Source organism: Variovorax sp. 10N432 (genome assembly GCF_056394465.1).
The window spans coordinates 1-18,491 of the sequence record NZ_JBFTHX010000049.1 but is presented as its reverse complement, the minus strand read 5'-3'; the positions used below and the strand labels follow the sequence as shown (position 1 = coordinate 18,491).

Annotated in this window: 19 protein-coding genes and 1 pseudogene; 9 read left to right on the top strand and 11 right to left on the bottom strand. The window is 70.1% G+C overall.

The window, feature by feature from the left end:
• Positions 1–24 precede the first annotated feature (24 nt).
• The 4 genes from AC1DF3_RS32550 to AC1DF3_RS32535 all read left to right on the top strand — a co-directional run bounded on the left by AC1DF3_RS32550 (position 25) and on the right by AC1DF3_RS32535 (position 3,400).
• Positions 25–768: an NADPH-dependent F420 reductase gene (locus tag AC1DF3_RS32550; protein WP_478142182.1), complete on the top strand. Its 744-nt coding sequence runs from the start codon at positions 25–27 to the stop codon at positions 766–768.
• Positions 765–2,063: an NTP/NDP exchange transporter gene (locus AC1DF3_RS32545; RefSeq protein WP_478142181.1), complete on the top strand. Its 1,299-nt coding sequence runs from the start codon at positions 765–767 to the stop codon at positions 2,061–2,063. Before AC1DF3_RS32550 ends, AC1DF3_RS32545 begins: the two co-directional genes overlap by 4 nt.
• A 5-nt stretch (positions 2,064–2,068) precedes the next feature.
• Positions 2,069–2,956, top strand: coding sequence for an aldo/keto reductase (locus AC1DF3_RS32540; protein WP_478142180.1), 888 nt, complete (start codon positions 2,069–2,071; stop codon positions 2,954–2,956).
• A gap of 69 nt (positions 2,957–3,025) precedes the next feature.
• Positions 3,026–3,400, top strand: a complete 375-nt coding sequence (locus AC1DF3_RS32535; protein ID WP_286533073.1) for a hypothetical protein — start codon at positions 3,026–3,028, stop codon at positions 3,398–3,400.
• Positions 3,401–3,415: 15 nt separating this feature from the next.
• On the opposite strand, the gene AC1DF3_RS32530 is transcribed toward AC1DF3_RS32535, so the two are convergent.
• Entirely contained in the window at positions 3,416–4,297 is an 882-nt protein-coding gene (locus AC1DF3_RS32530) for a CoA transferase (RefSeq protein ID WP_286533074.1), read from the bottom strand.
• A gap of 116 nt (positions 4,298–4,413) precedes the next feature.
• Between AC1DF3_RS32530 and AC1DF3_RS32525 the strand changes: the two genes are divergently transcribed.
• On the top strand, positions 4,414–5,316 hold the full coding sequence (locus AC1DF3_RS32525; RefSeq protein ID WP_478142179.1) for an SDR family oxidoreductase: 903 nt from the start codon (positions 4,414–4,416) through the stop codon (positions 5,314–5,316).
• Here the strand turns inward: AC1DF3_RS32525 and AC1DF3_RS32520 are convergent.
• Genes AC1DF3_RS32520 through AC1DF3_RS32500 form a run of 5 tightly spaced genes read right to left on the bottom strand, consistent with a single transcriptional unit; the run spans position 5,313 to position 10,392 of the window.
• Positions 5,313–6,245: an EamA family transporter gene (locus AC1DF3_RS32520; protein WP_478142178.1), complete on the bottom strand. Its 933-nt coding sequence runs from the start codon at positions 6,243–6,245 to the stop codon at positions 5,313–5,315. The genes AC1DF3_RS32525 and AC1DF3_RS32520 overlap by 4 nt on opposite strands.
• A complete protein-coding gene (locus AC1DF3_RS32515; protein ID WP_286533077.1) occupies positions 6,242–7,234 on the bottom strand; it encodes an SDR family oxidoreductase in 993 nt (330 codons plus the stop codon). The genes AC1DF3_RS32520 and AC1DF3_RS32515 overlap by 4 nt, the downstream gene beginning before the upstream one ends.
• Before the next feature lie 5 nt (positions 7,235–7,239).
• The gene (locus tag AC1DF3_RS32510) at positions 7,240–8,160 is read right to left on the bottom strand and encodes a bile acid:sodium symporter family protein (protein WP_286524015.1); all 921 of its coding nucleotides are present in this window, start codon (positions 8,158–8,160) and stop codon (positions 7,240–7,242) included.
• An 11-nt stretch (positions 8,161–8,171) separates the two neighbouring features.
• On the bottom strand, positions 8,172–9,503 hold the full coding sequence (locus AC1DF3_RS32505) for a flavin-containing monooxygenase (protein ID WP_478142177.1): 1,332 nt from the start codon (positions 9,501–9,503) through the stop codon (positions 8,172–8,174).
• Between the two features lie 34 nt (positions 9,504–9,537).
• Complete coding sequence (locus AC1DF3_RS32500) at positions 9,538–10,392, bottom strand: SDR family oxidoreductase (RefSeq protein WP_286533079.1); 855 nt, start codon at positions 10,390–10,392, stop codon at positions 9,538–9,540.
• A 92-nt stretch (positions 10,393–10,484) separates the two neighbouring features.
• On the opposite strand from AC1DF3_RS32500, the gene AC1DF3_RS32495 reads away from it, so the two are divergent.
• Positions 10,485–11,276 carry an IclR family transcriptional regulator gene (locus AC1DF3_RS32495; RefSeq protein ID WP_478142176.1) on the top strand — a complete coding sequence of 264 codons (792 nt, stop codon included), beginning with the start codon at positions 10,485–10,487 and terminating at the stop codon, positions 11,274–11,276.
• Between the two features lie 342 nt (positions 11,277–11,618).
• A complete protein-coding gene (locus AC1DF3_RS32490) occupies positions 11,619–12,896 on the top strand; it encodes an EAL domain-containing response regulator (protein ID WP_286533081.1) in 1,278 nt (425 codons plus the stop codon).
• On the opposite strand, the gene AC1DF3_RS32485 is transcribed toward AC1DF3_RS32490, so the two are convergent.
• The 3 genes from AC1DF3_RS32485 to AC1DF3_RS32475 are packed head-to-tail and all read right to left on the bottom strand — an operon-like array spanning position 12,893 to position 15,767.
• Positions 12,893–13,495, bottom strand: a complete 603-nt coding sequence (locus AC1DF3_RS32485) for a hypothetical protein (protein WP_478142175.1) — start codon at positions 13,493–13,495, stop codon at positions 12,893–12,895. The genes AC1DF3_RS32490 and AC1DF3_RS32485 overlap by 4 nt on opposite strands.
• A gap of 4 nt (positions 13,496–13,499) precedes the next feature.
• Complete coding sequence (locus AC1DF3_RS32480; protein ID WP_286533083.1) at positions 13,500–13,898, bottom strand: DUF488 domain-containing protein; 399 nt, start codon at positions 13,896–13,898, stop codon at positions 13,500–13,502.
• Between the two features lie 27 nt (positions 13,899–13,925).
• On the bottom strand, positions 13,926–15,767 hold the full coding sequence (locus AC1DF3_RS32475; RefSeq protein ID WP_478142174.1) for a PhoX family protein: 1,842 nt from the start codon (positions 15,765–15,767) through the stop codon (positions 13,926–13,928).
• An 87-nt stretch (positions 15,768–15,854) separates the two neighbouring features.
• Between AC1DF3_RS32475 and AC1DF3_RS32470 the strand changes: the two genes are divergently transcribed.
• Entirely contained in the window at positions 15,855–16,691 is an 837-nt protein-coding gene (locus AC1DF3_RS32470; protein ID WP_478142173.1) for a crotonase/enoyl-CoA hydratase family protein, read from the top strand.
• 4 nt (positions 16,692–16,695) lie between these two features.
• Here the strand turns inward: AC1DF3_RS32470 and AC1DF3_RS32465 are convergent, their stop codons facing one another.
• Positions 16,696–17,367 (bottom strand): nitroreductase, encoded by a 672-nt coding sequence (locus tag AC1DF3_RS32465; RefSeq protein WP_478142172.1) that lies wholly within the window; start codon positions 17,365–17,367, stop codon positions 16,696–16,698.
• 75 nt (positions 17,368–17,442) lie between these two features.
• Here AC1DF3_RS32465 and AC1DF3_RS32460 point away from each other — a divergent pair, with 75 nt between their 5' ends.
• On the top strand, positions 17,443–17,661 hold the full coding sequence (locus AC1DF3_RS32460; RefSeq protein WP_286533089.1) for a hypothetical protein: 219 nt from the start codon (positions 17,443–17,445) through the stop codon (positions 17,659–17,661).
• Between the two features lie 90 nt (positions 17,662–17,751).
• Here the strand turns inward: AC1DF3_RS32460 and AC1DF3_RS32455 are convergent.
• A pseudogene (locus tag AC1DF3_RS32455) lies at positions 17,752–18,491 on the bottom strand (hypothetical protein); the annotation flags it as partial.

The window sequence follows — 18,491 nt, the reverse complement described above, 5'->3', positions numbered from 1 at the left end:
GGCCCGGAACTGCAGGAGGTTTCGATGCCGCAACATCATCCCTTCGATCGCGCCCGGCGCGGCCTGCTCGCCGCGGGCGGCAGCTGGCTTGTGCTCGCGGCGCTCGGCCCGCAGGGCGTCCGGGCGCAGCCGGCGGCCGGCATGCGCATCGGCATCATCGGCGCCGGCCGCATCGGCGGCACCATCGGCGGACTGTGGGTCAAGGCCGGCCATCCGGTGATGCTGTCGTCGCGCCATCCGGAAGAGCTCAAGGACCTGGTGGCCAGCCTCGGGCCGCTCGCCAGTGCCGGCACCGTCGCCCAGGCGATCGCGTTCGGCGATGCGCTGTTCATCGCGGTGCCCTATGGCGCGCTGCCCCAGATCGGCCAGGACCACGGAGCCGCCCTCAAGGGCAAGGTCCTGCTCGATGCCTGCAACGCGGTGGCCTCGCGCGACGGYACCGTGGCAGACGAGGTCGAGCAGGAGGGCATCGGCGTCGTCTCGCAGAAATACCTTTCAGGCGCACGGCTGGTGCGGGCGTTCAACACGATGTCCTACACGATCTTCGCGCGGGAAGCCAACCGGCCCGCGCCCAGGCTGGCGATCCCGATCGCCGGCGACGATCCCGAGGCGGTCCGGGTCGCGGCCAGGCTGGTCGGCGATGCCGGCTTCGACCCCGTGGTGGTCGGCAAGCTGGCCGATGCCCGGCGCTTCCAGCGCGGCGGTCCCGGCTACGGGCAGGCGGTGAGCGCCGCCGAACTCAGGCAGAAGCTGTCGCTGGCGCCATGACGGCGCTGCGGCGCTGGCTGCGGCGGGCCGTTCCGGCGACGCCGCAGGAGTTGGCGGCGGCGTGGTGGTCCTTCGGCTATTTCTTCGCGCTGCTGGCGGGCTACTACGTGCTGCGGCCGCTGCGCGACCAGATGGGCATCGCCGGGGGGACTCGGGCGCTGCCGTGGCTGTTCACCGCGACCTTCGTGACGCTGCTGGCCGCGCAGCCGGTCTTCGGCGCGCTGGTGGCGAGGCTGCCGCGGGCCCGGTTCATCCCGGCGGTCTACCATTTCTTCGTCCTCAACCTGGCGCTGTTCTGGGTGCTGCTGGCGCTCGGCATCGCGCCGGTGATCGTGGCGCGGGTGTTCTTCGTCTGGGTCAGCGTCTTCAACCTGTTCGCGGTCGCGGTGTTCTGGTCGTTCATGGCCGATCTGTTCACCAGCGAGCAGGGCAAGCGGCTGTTCGGCTTCATCGGTGCCGGCGGCACGGCGGGCGCGCTGCTGGGGCCGGTGATCACCATTGCGTTGTCGGTCCCGCTCGGGCCGCACAACCTGCTGATCGCGGCCATCGTCTTCCTCGAAGTCGCTGTGTTCTGCGCCCATCGGCTCGAGCGCAGCGCGGGCGCGAACGGCGCCGGCCCTCGGCGCGGCATCGAGGGCCGGGTGGGGGGCGGCGCCTTCTCCGGACTGTCGGGGCTTCTGCGCTCGCCTTACCTGCTCGGCGTCGGCGCCTGGGTCAGCTTGCTGTCCTTCGGTGCGACGATGCTCTATTTCATGCAGGCGAACGTGGTGGCCGCGTCGGTTCAGGGCGCGGGCGCGCAGACGCGGATCTTCGCCAGCATCGACCTGGCGGTCGGGCTGCTGACGCTGGCGACGCAGGTCTTCGCCACCGGGCGCCTGCTCCAGCGTTTCGGTACCGGCATGGCGGCGGCGGCCCTGCCGGCGGTCTATGTCGTCGGCTTCCTCTGCCTGGCGATGGCGCCGACCCTCGCGGTGGTGCTGGTGTTCCAGGTGGTCCAGCGGTGGATGAACTTCGCGATCGCCAATCCGGCACGGCAGGTGTTCTTCACGGTCGTCGGGCGCGACGAGAAATACAAGGCGAAAAACCTCATCGACGTCGTGATCTACCGGGGCTCCGATGCGCTCTACGGCTGGGTCTACGACATGCTGCACCTGATCGGACTCAAGATCGGCGCCATCGCGCTGTGCGCGCTGCCGGTGGCGCTTGCCTGGGTCGTCCTGTCGTCAACGCTGGGACGCACGCAGGAGCGCCGCGCGTCCTTGCCCGTCGACCGGGCGCTGGGGGATCCGCCATGACATCGATGACACGGCGAAGCTTTTCCGCGCTGGCGGCCGCGGTGGCGTGGCCGCCCGGCGTGTTCGCGCAAGACCGGGGAGGCGCCCTGATCCTGCGCGCCATTCCCGCCACGGGCGAGCGCCTGCCGGCGGTCGGCCTTGGCACCGCCAGCGTGTTCGACAGCGACGACGCCCGGACCCGCGAGGCCGCGGCGCAGGTCGTGCGGACCCTGCTCGAGGGCGGCGGCCGGCTGATCGACACCGCCTCGGTCTACGGCGATGCGGAGCGGGTGCTGGGCCAGGCGATGCCGGCCGCCGGCGGCCGCAACCGGGTCTTCGTCGCGACCAAGCTCGAAGCGCCGGACGCCGCCGAACTCGAGCGCTCGCTGACCCGGCTCGGCACGCGCCGGGTCGACCTGCTCCAGCTCCACAACGTGCGCGACCCGCAGCAGTCGCTGGCCCGGTTCAAGGCCTGGAAGGCCGAGGGCCTGTGCCGCTACACCGGGATCACCTCGACCTCGCATCGCGACTACACGGCCATCGAGGCGGTGCTGGCGCGCGAGAAACCGGACTTCGTGCAGATCGGCTATTCGCTCGACGACCGCGAAGCCGAAGCGCGCATCCTGCCCCTTGCGGCCGACATGCGTGCCGGCGTGCTGACGGCCTTGCCCTTCGGCCGCGGCCGGCTGTTCCGGGCGGTGCGCGGCAAGCCGCTGCCCGAGTGGGCGACGGGCTTTGCCGACAGCTGGGCGCAGTTCTTCCTCAAGTACCTGCTGGGCGACGAGCGGGTCACGGCGGTGATTCCGGGCACCTCCGATCCGGGCCACATGGCGGACAACCTCGGCGCCATGCGCGGCCGGCTGCCGGATGCCGCGGAGCGCGGGCGGATGGTGGCGTTCGTGCAGACACTCTGACACGGGCGGCGCGCCTGAACTCCCGGCCTTCGGCCGAAGTCCAACACCGACTTCAGGCGGAGGTGCTCCATGAAGAGATTCGCACTGACCCTCGCGATGACGGCCGCCGTGGCTGGCGGCGCGACGACGAGCCTGGCCTTCAATGGCAACGGCATGCAAGGAGGCAGCCCCGGCGGCGTCCATCGCGCGTTCCGCACGGCGCCAGGGGTTGCGCGCGTCGCCGTCGTGCCGGGACGACCGGCGTTCCCGGTTCATCCCGTGTTTCCGGTCCGACCCGGCTTTCCGTTCCACCGTGTCGTGGTGGTCGGCGTTCCGGTGTTCTATGGGCCGCCGCCCGTGGTCGTGGTGAGCGGCGCTCCGGCGCTCTGGTACTGCCAGAACCCGATCGGCTATTTCCCGACCGTCCAGGCCTGCCCGGTGGGCTGGGTCCAGGTGGCTCAGTAGCCGCGGGGGCGCGGATCAGCCGGCCAGCGTGAGCAGAGGCAGGTCGCGCTCGCGGGCGATGGCGTCGAGTTCGGCCCGGCTGCGGCGGGCGAACCATTGCGCCAGCGCCTCGTGGATCGCCGGCGACAGCATGTCGCCCGCCGGCAGTCCTGCCGCTTCGCACAGCCTGATGGCGAAATGCGGTTCGAGCGCCGCGACCGCCGCCCGGCCATCGGCGCACGGATAGACCCGGTACCCCGCGTGGGCACCGCCGACCGCGCCCTGCGGTTGCGTCAGCCCCCAGGTGCGCGGCAGTGCGAGCCAGTCGGCGGCGGCGTTCAACGCCACTTCGCGGTAGATGCCGGCGGTGTGCGAAGCGCCGGTGCGCAGGGCCGCCTGCAGCACCGCTTCGCTGGCCAGCAAGGCGCCGCCCATGTCGGCGAAGAGCGTGGGCGGCAATGCGGTGCCGGTGACCAGCCCGCTTTCCGCCAGGTAGGTGAGGTCGTGGCCGGGCTCCTCGGCGCGCTCGCCGGGTGCGCCGACGATCGCGACCTGCGACAGCCTCGGGTGGCGGGCCTGCAGCGCCGCCCAGTCGAGCCCGAGCTTGGCCAGCGCCGAGGGCCGGAACGAGGTCAGCAGCACGTCGGTGGCGTCCAGCGCCTCGTGCAGCCTGTCACGGCCGGCGTCGGCCTTCAGGTCGACCACTTCCACCGTCACGCCCTCGTGCAGCGCGGCATAGGCCGGCCGGTTGTAGTGGCCCATCGGGTCGCCCGCCGGCGGTTCGAACTTGAGGCAGGCGGCGCCCATGGCGCGGCAGCGCATCAGCGCGGCGGGACCGGGCAGGTTGAGCGCCAGGCTCAGGATGCGCACGCCGGCCAGCGGCATGAAGGGGGCTTCGGCGGGGACAGAGGTCGGCATCGGCGGGCGTCCTTGAGAAAAGAAAAGTGGCGGCGAGATAGAGCTTACCGGCTCGGCGCAGGCGCTCTACGATGCGCCTTGCAACCGCCCGATTCACACAAGACAAGGAGACCTTCATGTTCCAGAACGATCTCATGGCCGGCCAGCGCATTCTCGTGACCGGCGGCGGCACCGGACTCGGCCGCGCGATGGCCGAGCGATTCCTCGCCCTCGGCGCCGACGTCGCGATCTGCGGCCGCCGGCAAAGCGTGTGCGAAGAGACGGCGGCCCAGTGGCGCAGCCGGTTTCCGGAGCGCCGCATCGACACCTTCGGCGTCGACATCCGCAATGCGCAGGCGGTGGACGAGATGGCCGACAGCCTGTGGCATTCGGGCGGGCTGACGGGGCTCGTCAACAACGCGGCCGGCAACTTCGTCTCGCCGACCGAGGCGCTGTCGCCGCGCGCTTTCGACGCGGTGGCCAACATCGTCTTCCACGGCAGCTTCTACGTCACGCAGGCCGTGGGCAAGCGTTGGGTGGCCGAGGCGAAGCAGGGCAAGTGGAAGGCCGGCGACCCGTACCGCAGCGTCATGAGCATCATCGTGACCTGGGTCGACAACGGCAGCCCCTACGTGGTGCCGTCGGCGATGAGCAAGGCCGGCATCGAGGTGATGACCAAGTCGCTGGCGATCGAGTGGGCGCGCTACGGCATCCGCCTCAATGCGGTCGGACCGGGCGAGATTCCGACCGAAGGCATGAGCAAGCGGCTCAACCCCGGCGAGGAGCCCGGCGCCCGCAGCAAGGCCAACAACCCGATGGCGCGCACCGGGATGATGAGCGAGCTGCAGAACCTCGCGGCCTTCCTGATGGCGCGGGGGCAGTGCGATTGGCTCACGGGGCAGAGCATCATGATGGACGGCGGCAATGCGATGGCCACCGGCGGCAACTTCTACGAACTGCGGGAGTGGAGCGACGCCGACTGGCTGGCCGCGCGCGAACGCATCGAGGCCCAGAACCAGAAGGACAAGGCGCAACGCTAGACGCTGGCCGGCCGCCGCTTCCACCAGCCCCGCAGCCGCCCCGCCATGCCCTGGTTGATCACCAGCCCGGCCAGCACCGCGGCGGTACCGAGCCATTGCGCCGGGCTCGGGCGTTCGCCGAAGGCCAGCGCCGCGGCGGCGAGGCCGACCACCGGCACCAGCAGCGAGAACGGCACCACGCGGCCGGCCGGGTGGCGCTGCAGCAGGCGCGTCCAGAGCGTGTAGGCGAGCAGGGTCGCGAACCAGGCCAGGAACAGCACCGCCAGCAGCGCCCGCAAGTCGAGCCCGCCGAGCTGGCGAAGAATCTGCGCCGATCCGTCCATCGCCACCGCGAGCAGGAGAAATGGCAGCACCGGCACCACACTGCTCCAGACGATGAAGCCGAAGGGGTCGTAGCCCGGCGTCGTCCGTACCGCGAAGCGCACCACGACATTGGAGGCGGCCCACATGAACGCGGCCGACAGCGTGAGGATGAAGCCGATCAAGGTCATCTGGCCGGGACCGTTGCCGTGCGCGGTGGCAATCACCAGCAGGCCCGCGAGCGCCACGGCGAGGCCGAGCCACTGGTCGCGCCGCGCGCGTTCGCCGAGCAGCGGCCCGGCCAGCAGCAGCGTGAAGAAGGCCTGGGTCTGCATCACGACCGAGGCCATGCCCGCGGTCATCCCGAGCTGGAGGCCGAGGAACAGCAGGCCGAACTGGCCCACGCCCTGCGCCAGCCCATAGGCCGCGAAATAGCGCCAGGGCAGCGCTGGCCGGGCCACGAACAGCAGCAGCGGCAAAGATGCGGCGGCGAAGCGCAGCGCACCCAGCAGCATCGGACTCAGGTCCTGCAGCCCGAGCTTCATGGCGACGAAATTCAGGCCCCAGATCAGCACCACGCACAGGGCGCGGGCGAGGTCGCCGCGGCTGAGGGCAGGCGTGCTGCTCATGGCGTGCTGGGGCCGCGCGCCGCACGCGCCGCCTTGAACGCCATGAAGGCCTCCAGGCTGGTCTTCTTCGGCACGTAGCCGAACTCGGTCTTGAGCCGCTTGTTGCACAGCACCGGGCGATAGCGCAGAAAATCGAGCTGCTCGGGGCCGTAGCGGCTGATGCCCAGCCGCGAGCCCACGGTCAGCGCGAGCTTGAGCAGCGACGCCGGCAGCGACAGCAGCGGCTTGCGCAGCAGCGCGGCGATCTGCGGCAGGGTCAGCGCACCATCGCCCGCGACATTGAAGCAGCCGGTGCGCCCGGAGGTGATCGCGTGCACCACGCAGCCGGTCACGTCCTCGTCCCAGATGAAGACGAAGGGGCTGTCGCTGCCGCGGATCGCGAGGATGCGCGGCTTCTCGAACAGGGCCGTGATCTGGTTGTGCACCTGCGTGCCCAGGATGGTGCCGATGCGCAGCACCGTCTGCTGCAGCGCCGGATGGTCGACGCGCCAGGCGGCCAGCATTTCCTCGACCAGCCGCTTGTGGTCGGCGTAGGCGAAGGCGGCGTTGCCGCGCAGCGCGTCGTCCTCGTCGATCCAGGCCGGGTTGTCGGCGTGGTAGCCGTAGGCGGCGCCGCTCGACGAGACCACGATGTGGCGCACGCCCTGCGCGACGCAGGCCTCGAGCACGTTGCGGGTGCCGAGCACGTCGACCGAATACTCGAACTCGCGCGTGCTGCCCGGGCCGGGCGTGACGATCGACGCCAGGTGCACCACGGCGTCGATCGCGTGCTGCTTCAGCGTGGCGCCGAGCCGGGCATCGCGCACGTCCTGCACGGCATAGGTGACGCCGGGCACGCGGCGCATGGCCGGCACCTCGCGGACGTCGAGTGCGACCACGCAGTCGATGTCGGGCAGGGCGGCGAGGGCGGCCACCACCGTGCGGCCGAGAAAACCGTCGGCGCCGGTGACGAGCACGCGGCGTGCCGCGATGGGCAGAACTGCATCCATGGGAATCAGGCCGAACGCGCGGCCGGTGAAGACAGGGGGCGGCGCGCCCACCAGGCGGCGAGCCCGAGGCCCGCGACGATGTCCCAGAAGCCCCAGACGCCGGCGACCACCGCCATGCCGCCGAGGCCGCCGAAGAAACTGAAGATCAGCACCAGCCCGAGGCCGGCGTTGCGGATGCCCACTTCGAAGCTGACCGCGCGGCGGTCGTACTCCGCCAGCCCGGTGGCCGTGGCGCAGGCATAGCCGGTGGCGAAGGCCAGCGCGTCATGCAGCACCACCGCCAGCAGCACCAGGCTCACGTAGTCGAGGAAGTAGCGCCAGTTGCCGGCGATCGCCGCCAGGATGAAGCCGATCAGGCAAACGAAGCTCAGGATGCGCGCCGGCTTCTTGATGCGCTCGGTGAGCCGCGGCAGGTAGTGCGAGCAGGCCAGCCCGATGACGAAGGGCGCGCCGATGATGGCGACGATGTGCAGCACCATCTCGGCCGGATCGAGCGCGATGGTCTTGAGCAGCGCGGACGCGGTCGGGTGCAGCCCGCCCCAGAAGGCGAAATTGAGCGGCATCACGACGATCGAGATCAGGTTCGAGATCGCGGTCATCGACACCGACAGCGCCACGTTGCCGCCGGCGCGGTGGGTCAGGATGTTCGACACGTTGCCCGGCGGGCAGCAGGCCACCAGGATCATGCCCAGCGCGATGCTCGGCGCCGGATTGAGCAGCAGCGTCAGGCAGAAAGTGACAGCGGGCAGCACGATGAACTGCGCCGCGATGCCGACCGCCATCGCCACCGGCATCCGTGCCACGCGCTTGAAGTCGGCGATGCGGGTGTCCAGCGCAATGCCGAACATCAGGAAGCCGAGCACCGCGTTGAGCGCGATCAGCGAGGCCGGGTTGAAGTTGAGGCGGACCTCGTCGACAGGCAGCATGTGCGGCTTTCTCAGGCCAGCGCCGCGGCGGCTTCACGCACGGCGCGGCGATAGGCGTCCTTGTTGACGTAGTAGGCCATGCGTTCGAGCTTCAGGTAGCTGTAGCCGCCCGACAGGTCGGGCGTCGGGCCGGCCTTGGCCTGCTTCATCGCGGCTGCCTGCGGCCGGCCTTCGGACTGCGCCTTGAAGTAGCGCGCCACCAGTTCGGCCTGCTCGTAGCGGCCCTGCCATCCGATGCCGCTGGCCTCGATCATGCCGAGCACCGCCAGGTTGTCGAAGCCTGGCGCGAAGATGTTGAGGTAGAGCTTGGGCGCCATGCCTTGCCAGTTGAGCCAGGTGCGGTCGATGAACGGATAGTGCAGCTTGTAGCCGGTGGCGCACAGGATGAGGTCGTAGTCGCGTGCGCTGCCGTCCYTGAAGTGCACCGTGCGGCCATCGAGCCGGGCGATGTCGGCGCGCACGCCGATGTCGCCATGGCCGATGTGGTGCAGCACCAGCGAGTTCACCACCGGATGCGACTCGTACATGCGGTAGTCCGGCTTCGGGAAGCCGAAGCGCACCGGGTCGCCGGTGAACCACTTGAGCACCTTGGCGTCGAGCCGCTGCTTGATCCAGGCCGGCAGCGGCCGCTTGCCGCCGAGCGTGTCGGCCGGCTTGCCGAAGATGTACTTGGGCACGAAGTAGTAGCCGCGCCGCACCGAGATGTCGACGCTCTTCGCGTAGTGCACCGCATCGACCGCGATGTCGCAGCCGCTGTTGCCGGCGCCGACCACCAGCACGCGCTTGTCCTCGAACAGCCGCGCATGCTTGTAGGCCGAGGTGTGCAGCAGGTCGCCGTCGAAGCGGCCTTCGAAGCGCGGCATGCTGGGCTCGGACAGGGTGCCGTTGGCGATGATCACGCCCTTGTACTCGGCGCTCTCGATGCGGCCGTCGCCGGCGTCCACGCTGACGCGCCAGAGCGTCGACGCGCTCTCGGTCACCGGCTCGACGCGGATCACCCGGGTGCCGAAGCGGAAGTGGCGGCGCAGGTCGAAATGGTCCGCGAAGTCGCTGAAGTAGCGGCTCAGTTCGGTATGGCTCGGATAGTCGGCCACGCTGTCGGCCATCGGGAACTCGGCGAACTCGGTGGTGCGCTTGGACGAGATCAGGTGGGCCGACTGGTACACCGTGCTGCGCGGATTGCCGATGTTCCAGAGCCCGCCGACGTCGTCGTAGGCCTCGAAGCCCTGGAAGGGAATGCCCAGCTTCTGCAGGTTGCGCGCGCCCGCCAGTCCCGAGGGGCCGGCGCCGATCAGGGCGATTTGCTGGTGCGAGGGCACGGGTGCGGACACAGGTTGGCTCACGAAAGAAGACTCCGGCGAAATGGGAAACAGGCGCTCAGCGGGCGCTGGGTTCGGTGGGGGATGCGGGCGCGCGCGGCGCTGCGTTGGCGGACAAGCCCGGAATCGGCGTGGCACCCGGCTCGCCGGCGCGCGGCTTGCGCGGCTGGCGCAGCAGCAGCGCATCGTGCCATGCATCGGGCAGCAGGCCGAGCGCATTCGACAACCAGCCCAGGCGGCGCGGCAGCACGAGCTGGGCGCGCCCCTGGCCGAGCGCGCGCAGGATCGCGCGGGCCGCGGCCTCGGGCGCCATCAGCCCGGGCATCGCGAATCGGTTGCCTGCCGTCAGCGCGGTGCGCAGGTAGCCCGGGCTCACGGTGCAGACCCGCACGCCGCTCGCGCGCAGCTCGGCGCGCAAGCTCTCGAGGTAACGGATCAGGCCGCCCTTGCTGGCGCAGTAGGCGCCGTTGCCGGGCAGGCCGCGGCGGCCCGCCAGGCTGGCGATGCCGGCCAGCGTGCCGTGGCCGCGCTCGCGCATCGCGGCCAAGAAGGGCTGGAAGGTGGTGGCGACGCCGAGCAGGTTGATCTCGAGGATGCGGCGAAACACCGCCAGGTCCGAGGCCTGCGCGGTGTCGTAGCCGCCCGCCACGCCGGCGTTGGCGATCACGGCGTCGGGCGGGCCGAAGCGGCGGGTCCAGTCCGCGGCCATCGCCTGCATCGCGACGCTGTCGCTGACGTCCGGGGTGTAGACCGCGCACCGGCCTGGGGCCGTGGCGGCCAGCGCATCGAGCGTGGCGCGGTCGAGCCCGACCAGCGCGACCCGGGCGCCGCGGCCGAGGGCTTCGGCCGCCAACGCGCGGCCCAGGCCGCCGCAGGCGCCCGTGATGACCAGGTTGTCCAGGGGAATATTCATTGAGATCGGAATGTCACTGCTGGGTACTTTATCGAAATTGCTGCAAAATCTCGGAATTATTCTTTAATTAGTCTCGATTTTCGAGATTTCAGATGAGTTCTTCCGAATCCCCGGCCTTGCCCGACGAGGCCGAACAGGCTGCGACGCCCGGGCTCCGCCTGCTCCAGTTGCTGGAGCTGGTGTGCGCCGCGCCCGAGCCGCAGACCCTGGTCGATGTGGTGCGCCTGAGTGGTCAGCCCAAGCCCTCGGTGCACCGGATGCTGCAGCAGCTCGAGGCCGGCGGCCTGCTGGCGCGCGGCGGCGACGGCCGCCGCTATGCGATCACGCCGCGCCTGATGCGCTTCGCCGAGACCGTGCTTCGCGGCAGCACGTCGACCGGCGTGCGGCACGCGGTGCTGCGCCAGCTGGTGGCCGACGTGGGCGAGACCTGCAACCTGACGGCGCTGTCGGGCGCCGAGGTGATCTACCTCGACCGGGTCGAGACGGCCTTCCCGCTGCGGCTCGAGCTCGGGCCCGGCTCGCGAGTCCCGCTGCACTGCTCGGCCAGCGGCAAGCTGTTCCTGGCCCATCTGCCGAAGGCCCAGCGCGAGCGCCTGCTCGACGGGCTCCAGTACCAGCGCTACACCGCCCACACCCTGCGTTCGCGCGAAGCGCTGGAAGCCGAGCTCGACCAGATCCGGCGCGACGGCCATTCGGTCGACGCGGAGGAGTTCATCGACGGGCTGGTGTGCGTCGCGGTGCCGGTGCGTGACGAGCCGCAGGGCCCGGTGCGCTGCGCCGTGGCCCTGCAGGCGCCGGCGGTGCGGATGCCGCTTCAGGCTGCGCTGCAGCAACTGGACACGCTGCGCACGGCGGCCCGGGGGATCGCGCGGGCGATGCGCTGAGGCGGCTGCTGCGCTGGCGCCGGGTCAGTGGTCTGGCGCAAGATTGAGCACCACCTGAAGCCAACGTGGTTATGCGGAAGGCCTTCGGCAAAGGCCTAGGGTTTACCCCAAAATCGAGGCCTCTTGACCCCTGGAATGCCTGTATGTTGACTCTCCTGTTCGTTCTCGGCGCAGCCGGTGCCCTGGTTGTTCACGGCGTCCGGACGTCGAAGGTGGTCGACGAATCGAACTGACCGCCCCCGCATGTCTCCTCCGCTGTCGTCCTGGCAGCGGCCTCAGGCCTCGTACATCCTTGTACGGGGCCTTTTTGCTTTTGGGGACCTTGCAGTAGCCTCGGCAGTCATGACGAATTCTGGCGATCCCGGCGACTCCCTGCCTGGCCGGCTCGACGGCGGCGAAGTCGATGCCGGGCAGCCGGGCATCTTGCTGGTCGACGACCATCCCCTGATGCTCGCCACCCTGGCCCGGCTGCTGGCCGCCATGGGGTATCGGCGCGTCGGCACCGCGATCAGCGCCGAGGCCGCCCTGGACCTGATGCGTTCCGATCCTGGCGCCGTCGATGTGCTCATCTGCGACTTGAACATGCCCGGCATGGACGGCATCGAGTTGCTCCGGATCCTCGACCAGCAGGGCTTCGGCGGCGGCGTGATCCTGTTGAGCGGCGAGGGGACCCGCGTGCTGCAGACCGTGCAGCGCCTGCTGGGCCGGAGTCGGCTGGTCCTGCTCGGGGCGCTTGAGAAGCCGGCCAGCCGCGAGGGACTGCGAGGGCTGCTTGACGACTGGAAATCCCGAACCGCTTCGCGCCCGGCGGCGAGGGTGCAGCCCCCCGTCACCGAGGACGACCTGCGAACGGCACACAGGCTGGGCCAGTGGGTGCTGCACTACCAGCCCAAGGTGGACCTGGGCAATGGATCGCTGGCCAGCCTGGAGGCGTTGATTCGCTGGCAGCACCCCGCGCAGGGACTGGTGATGCCGGACCGCTTCATCGACCTGGCAGAGGCCAGCGGACTGATCGACCCCATGACCGAGTGGGCCCTGCGCGAGGCCCTGGCGCAGATCGCCCGCTGGCGCATCGCCGGCTTCGGCACGCGGGTGGCGGTGAACGTGTCGATGGCCAGCCTGGGCGCGCCCGACTTCGCCAACCGGGTGATCGCGATCGTCAACGAGATGGGCATGCAGCCCGGGGACCTTATCCTGGAGGTCACCGAGAGCCGGTTGGGCGCCTCGTCGACGACGCCGCTCGAGAATCTGGTGCGGCTGCGCGTGCAGCGCTTCGGGCTGTCGATCGATGACTTCGGCACCGGGCACTCGTCGCTGGCGCAGTTGCGCGACATCCCGTTCACCGAACTGAAGGTCGACCGCGGCTTCGTGCGCGGTGCGCGCACCAACGCGGTCATTCGCCCGATCCTGGAAGGAAGCATCGAGATGGCCAGGCGCCTCGGGATGCAGTCTGTGGCCGAGGGCGTCGAGACGGAGGACGACTGGCGGCTGCTCCAGGAGGTGGGCTGCCACCTGGCCCAGGGCTATTTCATCGCCCGCCCGATGCCGGCGGAGCAGGTCGTCGATTGGCTGGCGGCCTGGACGGCCCGGCGCCCGGCCCTGGTCACGAACCCCGGCTAGCGGCGTTCGCGCGTGCAGAACGCGGCCGCCGTGGTGGCGATCGGGTCGGCGCAGAAGGCCTCCACGTAGCGCTTGTCCGTGGCCTGGTTGTAGACCACGCCCTTCGAGATGTTGAGCAGGTCCTGGAACTCGAACTCGCCGTCATAGTCGAGGCCCATGAGGTCGCTGCGCCAGAACTCCACGGCGAGCACGCGTTCGCTGGTCACGAACCGCTCGATGCCCGTCGCCGGCATCCTGGCGACGAATCGGATGGTCGTGCCCTTTCCTTCGGAAAAGTACATCTGCAAGCCGCGCGAAATCACGAGCGCGCTCTTTGCCAGGTCGGTCAGGGCGCTGGCATCGTAGGTCGGCGTCGGCTGGTCCAGCACGATCTCCAGCGTGCCGGCGTCCTCGGCCAGCCCTTCCACCCGCCCGATGTGCGTGCTCAGGTCGCGGATGGACTGGGGATTCGAGACGCGCATCCGGTCGTCGTCGGGCATCCGAAAAACGACGACGCACGCCAGGAAGATGGCGGCCAGGGCCGCGGTGATCACGAGGTCGGTGCGCCATGCCGGTGCCTTTGGGAGGGGCGTCTTCGCGACTTCTTTCGATTTCTTCACGCCTTCAATCCGCCACATCCGCCCCGCGTTCCAACAGCAGCGCCCGCAGGAAGGACCGATGGCAACGCGCCTCGTCCTCGCAGTAGCAGCCGATCGACAACGCCGTCTGGTGCGACAGCGCCGCCAGCAGGTCCAGGCTGCGGCTGGCGTCCGCCTCGGCCATCTCGCTCTTGTACTTGCGCCCGAAGGCGGCCCATTGGGCGGGCACGCCCGAAGCCTGGGCGGCCTGGGCCTGCTTCATCGTCTCGACCGACGGCGCCAGGTTGGGATACCAGACGTCATACCAGTTCTGCGACGCGAATTCGGTTTTGGGGACGCCGCGCGGCGGCCGGCGCACGGTGCCGATGCGCAGCCCCTCGCCCGGTGCGCGGTCGCTGCCAAGGCGAACAATGCGAATGGCCATGGTGTCGTTCCTCTCCTTTTGTCGTTGTCAGGTGCCGACGATACCGCCATCGCGCCGTCGCACGACGACGGTGGCCGAACGCGGCCGCGCGCTGCCGGGCAGCGTGCCATCGGGCCAGGCGCTGTTCGGCGAGCCGCTGCCGTCGGCGCGTGTTTCGCCCGGATGCTGGATGTTGACGAACAGGCTGCGGCAGTCCGGGGTCAGCACGCAGCCGGTGATCTCGCAGCCGCCCGGGCCGACCAGGAAACGCTTGATTCGGCCGCTGGCCGGATCGGCGCAGAGCATCTGGTTGTTGCCCAGGGCGGCCATCGGTCCCTTGCCGATGGCACTGCCGCTCATGTCGGTCTGGATCCAGAGCAGGCCGGCGCTGTCGAAATGCAGGCCGTCGGGGCAGCCGAAGGCATCGGCTTCGGCGTTCGGATAGCGCGCGCCGGACCCCGGCACCGCGGGGCCGCCGGCCAGCACGAAGTGGTCCCAGGCGAAGCCGTTGCTGGCTGCGTCGCCCGCGTCTTCACGCCAGCGCAGGATGCCGCCGAAGATGTTGCCGGCCCGCGGGTTGGCGGCGTCGACCGGCGGCATGCCCGGCTGTCCGCGCAGGCTGTTGTGGGTCAGCGCGACATGGACCGCGCCGCTCGCCGGATCGACCGCGATCCATTCGGGCCGGTCCATCCGGGTCGCGCCCACGATGTCGGCCGCCTGCCGCGCATGGATCAGCACCTCGGCCTGGCTGGCGAAACCGCTGGCGGCGTCGATCCCGCCGTGGCCGTGCCGCAGCGCGAGCCATTGCCCGCGGCCGTCGGCGTCGAAGCGCGCCACGTGCAGCGTACCCTCGTCGAGCAGGTCGCGGTTGGCTGCGCGCGCCGCCGCGTCATTGCCGGGCCAGACCTTGTCCCGGCTGACGAACTTGTAGACGTATTCGAAGTTCGAGTCGTCCCCCATGTAGATCGCGAGCCGGCCGTCCCGGGTCAGCGTGCAGGTCGCGCTTTCCTGGTGCTTGCGGCCGAGCGCCGTGCGCTTGACCGGCATGGACGCGGGATCGAAGGGGTCGATCTCGACCACCCAGCCGAAGCGGTTCGATTCGTTCGGGTGCTTTGCGATGTCGAAGCGCTCGTCGACGCGCCAGTAGTCGACCCAGGCGCCGGCGCCCAGCCCGTAGCGGCGCTGTGCGGGTGTCGGCGATATCTTCGGGGCGCCGAAATAGACATGGAAATTCTCTTCACAAGTGAGGTAGGTGCCCCAGGGCGTGACACCCATCGCGCAATTGGCGAAGGTCCCGGCGACCCGCTCGCCGGCCGGGTCGCCGGCGGTGCGCATCAGCGGGCTGCCGCTCGCCGGGCCCGCGATGCGGATCGGCGTCTGGCCATGGATGCGCCTGGCGAAGCGCGAGGGCAGCACCTGGCGCCAGCCGGCCGGCGTCAGCGCGATCTCGATCACCGACACGCCCATCGCATGCAATGATTTCAGCGCCTTGTCGGCGGTCATGGGCCTGGCGCCGTCGGGATGCAGCAGCTGCTCGTCGGTGTACTCGTGGTTCATCACCAGCAGGCCGCGATCGGCGCTGCCGTCGAGCGGCAGGAAATGCATGCCGTCGTGATGCATGCCAGCCTGCACCGCCTGGTCGGCGGCGCTGTTCGAGGCGTCCGGCGCAAAGGCCGGCATCGCGCCGGCGATGCCGGTTGGACTGCCCCAGGGATAGAGCACCTGCGCCTCGTAGCCGGGCGGCACCGTGACCGCGTCGCGCAAGGTGGCCGGCACCGCGCTGAAGCCGAGGCGGTCGGCACCGGCGGGCCGCGCGCGCGTCTCGCCCATCAGGGCGACGACCGCGACGGTGGCTGCGGATCGGAGGAACTGGCGGCGGGCAAGCGGCAAGGCGGGAGCTTTCTCTTTGTTGACTGGGCGACATCGCCATCATCGCCGAGCATCGATACTCGCTCCCACCGAACACCAGGAGACACCGTGAACGATCGCATCGAATCCATCCGCCACGCCGACGGCGTGGTCGAACTCCACATGACGCGCGCCGACAAGATGAATGCGCTCGATCCGGCGATGTTCGACGCCTTGATCGAGGCCGGCGAGCGCCTGCGCGACGCGCCGGACGTGCGTGCGGTGGTGTTGACCGGTCGCGGCAAGGCCTTCTGCGCCGGCCTCGACATGAAGTCCTTCGAGCGCATGGGGGAGGGCGCCGCTTCCTCCGTGATCGGCGAAGGCGCCGCCAGCGCCGACATCATGGTGCGCACCCACGGCATCGCCAATGCGGCGCAGCAGGTGGCGATGGTCTGGCGTCAGGTGCCCGTGCCGGTCATCGCCGCGGTGCATGGCGTGGCCTTCGGCGGCGGTTTCCAGGTGGCGCTCGGCGCCGACGTGCGGCTGGTCGCGCCGGACACGAAGATGTCGGTGATGGAGATCAAGTGGGGGCTGGTGCCCGACATGGGCGGCATCGTCCTGATGCGGGAACTGGCGCGCGACGACGTGGTGCGCGAGCTGACGTTCACCGGGCGCATCTTTTCCGGCGAGGAAGCGCTGGCCCTCGGATTCGCGACCCGCCTGGCGGCCGATCCACTGGCCGAGGCGCTGGCGATGGCGCACGGGATCGCGCAGAAAAGCCCCGACGCGATCCGCGCCGGCAAGCGGCTGCTCAATGCGGCGATGGCGGCCGGCGCGGCCGAACTGCTGCTGGCCGAGTCGCTCGAGCAGAAGGCGTTGATCGGCAGTCCCAACCAGACCGAGGCGGTGCGCGCCAATGTCGAGCGGCGGACGCCGCGTTTCAGCGACGTTCAGCCGGCGGGCTGAACGCTCAGGCGCTCCTGAAGCGAAGCCATTCGTCCACCGGCGCGCGGTCGCTCACCAGGGCGTTGACGGCATGGGCCGGATCGCGGTGGCCGATCGCCATGCCGCAGAACAGCATGCGCTCGGGCGGCAGTTCGATCGCGGCGGCGACGGTCGCCGGGTAGATCGCCCAGCACTCCTGGGCGCAGCTGTCGAGGCCCTCGCCGCGCAGCAGCAGCATCACGGTCTGCAGGTACATGCCCAGGTCCGACCACTGCGGCGGGCCCATGCTGCGATCAACCGAGCAGAACAGCGCCATCGGGGCACCGAAGAAATCGAAGTTGCGCGAGAACCAGCGCCGGCGCGCCGCCTTGTCCTCGCGCGGAATGCCCAGGCGCGCGTACATCGCCTCGCCGACCTGGAAGCGCCGGTCGCGCCAGGGCGCACGCAGCGCAGCGGGGTAGATGTCGTAGTCGGTCGGCTCGGGTTCGCCGCCCTGGGCCAGCCGCTCGCGCATGGTGGCCCGCAGCGCCGCCAGTGCGCCGCCCGCCAGGACGTCGATGTGCCAGGGCTGGAGGTTGCCGCCCGATGCCGCGCGCGCGGCCAGGGTCAGCACCCGGCGGATGGTGTCGCTGTCGACCGGGGTCGGCAGGAAGGCCCGGATGGACTGGCGGCTGGTGACGGCTTCCTGGATCTGCATGGCGCTGTGCTTGAAGTGGGTCGGGCGAGTTTAAGCAGCCGGCCGGGGCGCACGCGGCATACTGTGGCCGTGGCCATGTACCTACTTCATCGTTTGGCAGCCGAAGAGCTGCCCGTCGCCGTCGCTGGCGGCGCTGACATCGACGCCTTGCGCGTGCTCAGCATGGCCGGGCATGTGAAGGCGGCGATTCCCAAGCCGATGCGCACGCTGGACGGCTATGCGCAGCCGCCGGCAATGGTCAACGAGATCACCTCGCTCGGCCGCACCATGCTGAGGCGCTTCCCGATGCGCTAGCGACGCGACACGGCCGCGTCTCGCAAAAAAAACGGCCCGCTGGAAGCGGGCCGTTTTTCGTGGTGCTTGCCGATGGGCAGGCTCTGCCGGTCAGGGCACGTTGGCCGTCTTGATCTGGAACGGCTTGCCCGGGTAGGCCATGGCGCCGGCGTACTCGATCGCCACGTTGCCGGTCGGCGTCACCGGGCAGCTGGTCGTGGTCGGGCAGGCCTTGCCGTCGGCGAAGACGACCGGGCCGTAGCGGTAGTTGCGCAGTGCCCTGCCGGCGTAGTCGGCCACGCTCACCACGTAGCCCATGGTGGCGAAGTTGTCCGCGTCCTCGACCGCGATCGGGTCGGCCAGGCGCGTGTCCTGCAAGGTGCGCACGATGCTGCCGCTGTTGTTGCCGTTGTTCGAGAAGCGCACCCACGAGACCTTGCGGTCAGTGCGCGAATTCACCAGCACCTGCGTCTGCGTGTTGCCGCTCGGCTCGCCCTTGGAGAGGGCGATCGAGGTCGGGTTGCGGCCGATGCCCGTGACCGAGCCGACCTCCGTCAGGGCGTTCGCCGCCGGTGCCGGAGGCGAAGCGCCGTTGGCGTAGCCGTCCAGGGCGTAGATGTGCAGCGTGCCGTCCTGCGTCGCGACCCAGGCCCGGCTCGCGCCACCGAACGCGCTGGTCTTCACCGCGGTGGGGCGCTGCGTCAGCGACACCGTCTTCACCACCGTCGGCACCTGCGAAGGCTGCTGCGTGAAGGTGTAGGGCCACTGGTTGTCGGCCTGCCCCAGGCTCGCCATGCGTGCGTTGAAGGTCGCCTGGTCGCCGCCGAAATAGACGCTGTTGACGTAGGTGA

Excerpts from the sequence above, each read along its gene's own strand:
- AC1DF3_RS32510 (WP_286524015.1), bottom strand. The coding sequence starts at position 8,160 with ATGCTGCCTGTCGACGAGGTCCGCCTCAACTTCAACCCGGCCTCGCTG.
- AC1DF3_RS32465 (WP_478142172.1), bottom strand. The coding sequence starts at position 17,367 with ATGCAGATCCAGGAAGCCGTCACCAGCCGCCAGTCCATCCGGGCCTTC.
- AC1DF3_RS32520 (WP_478142178.1), bottom strand. The coding sequence starts at position 6,245 with ATGAGCAGCACGCCTGCCCTCAGCCGCGGCGACCTCGCCCGCGCCCTG.
- AC1DF3_RS32545 (WP_478142181.1), top strand. The coding sequence starts at position 765 with ATGACGGCGCTGCGGCGCTGGCTGCGGCGGGCCGTTCCGGCGACGCCG.
- AC1DF3_RS32495 (WP_478142176.1), top strand. The coding sequence starts at position 10,485 with ATGAGTTCTTCCGAATCCCCGGCCTTGCCCGACGAGGCCGAACAGGCT.
- AC1DF3_RS32490 (WP_286533081.1), top strand. The coding sequence starts at position 11,619 with ATGACGAATTCTGGCGATCCCGGCGACTCCCTGCCTGGCCGGCTCGAC.
- AC1DF3_RS32515 (WP_286533077.1), bottom strand. The coding sequence starts at position 7,234 with ATGGATGCAGTTCTGCCCATCGCGGCACGCCGCGTGCTCGTCACCGGC.
- AC1DF3_RS32460 (WP_286533089.1), top strand. The coding sequence starts at position 17,443 with ATGTACCTACTTCATCGTTTGGCAGCCGAAGAGCTGCCCGTCGCCGTC.
- AC1DF3_RS32525 (WP_478142179.1), top strand. The coding sequence starts at position 4,414 with ATGTTCCAGAACGATCTCATGGCCGGCCAGCGCATTCTCGTGACCGGC.
- AC1DF3_RS32480 (WP_286533083.1), bottom strand. The coding sequence starts at position 13,898 with ATGGCCATTCGCATTGTTCGCCTTGGCAGCGACCGCGCACCGGGCGAG.
- AC1DF3_RS32535 (WP_286533073.1), top strand. The coding sequence starts at position 3,026 with ATGAAGAGATTCGCACTGACCCTCGCGATGACGGCCGCCGTGGCTGGC.
- AC1DF3_RS32540 (WP_478142180.1), top strand. The coding sequence starts at position 2,069 with ATGACACGGCGAAGCTTTTCCGCGCTGGCGGCCGCGGTGGCGTGGCCG.
- AC1DF3_RS32530 (WP_286533074.1), bottom strand. The coding sequence starts at position 4,297 with ATGCCGACCTCTGTCCCCGCCGAAGCCCCCTTCATGCCGCTGGCCGGC.
- AC1DF3_RS32500 (WP_286533079.1), bottom strand. The coding sequence starts at position 10,392 with ATGAATATTCCCCTGGACAACCTGGTCATCACGGGCGCCTGCGGCGGC.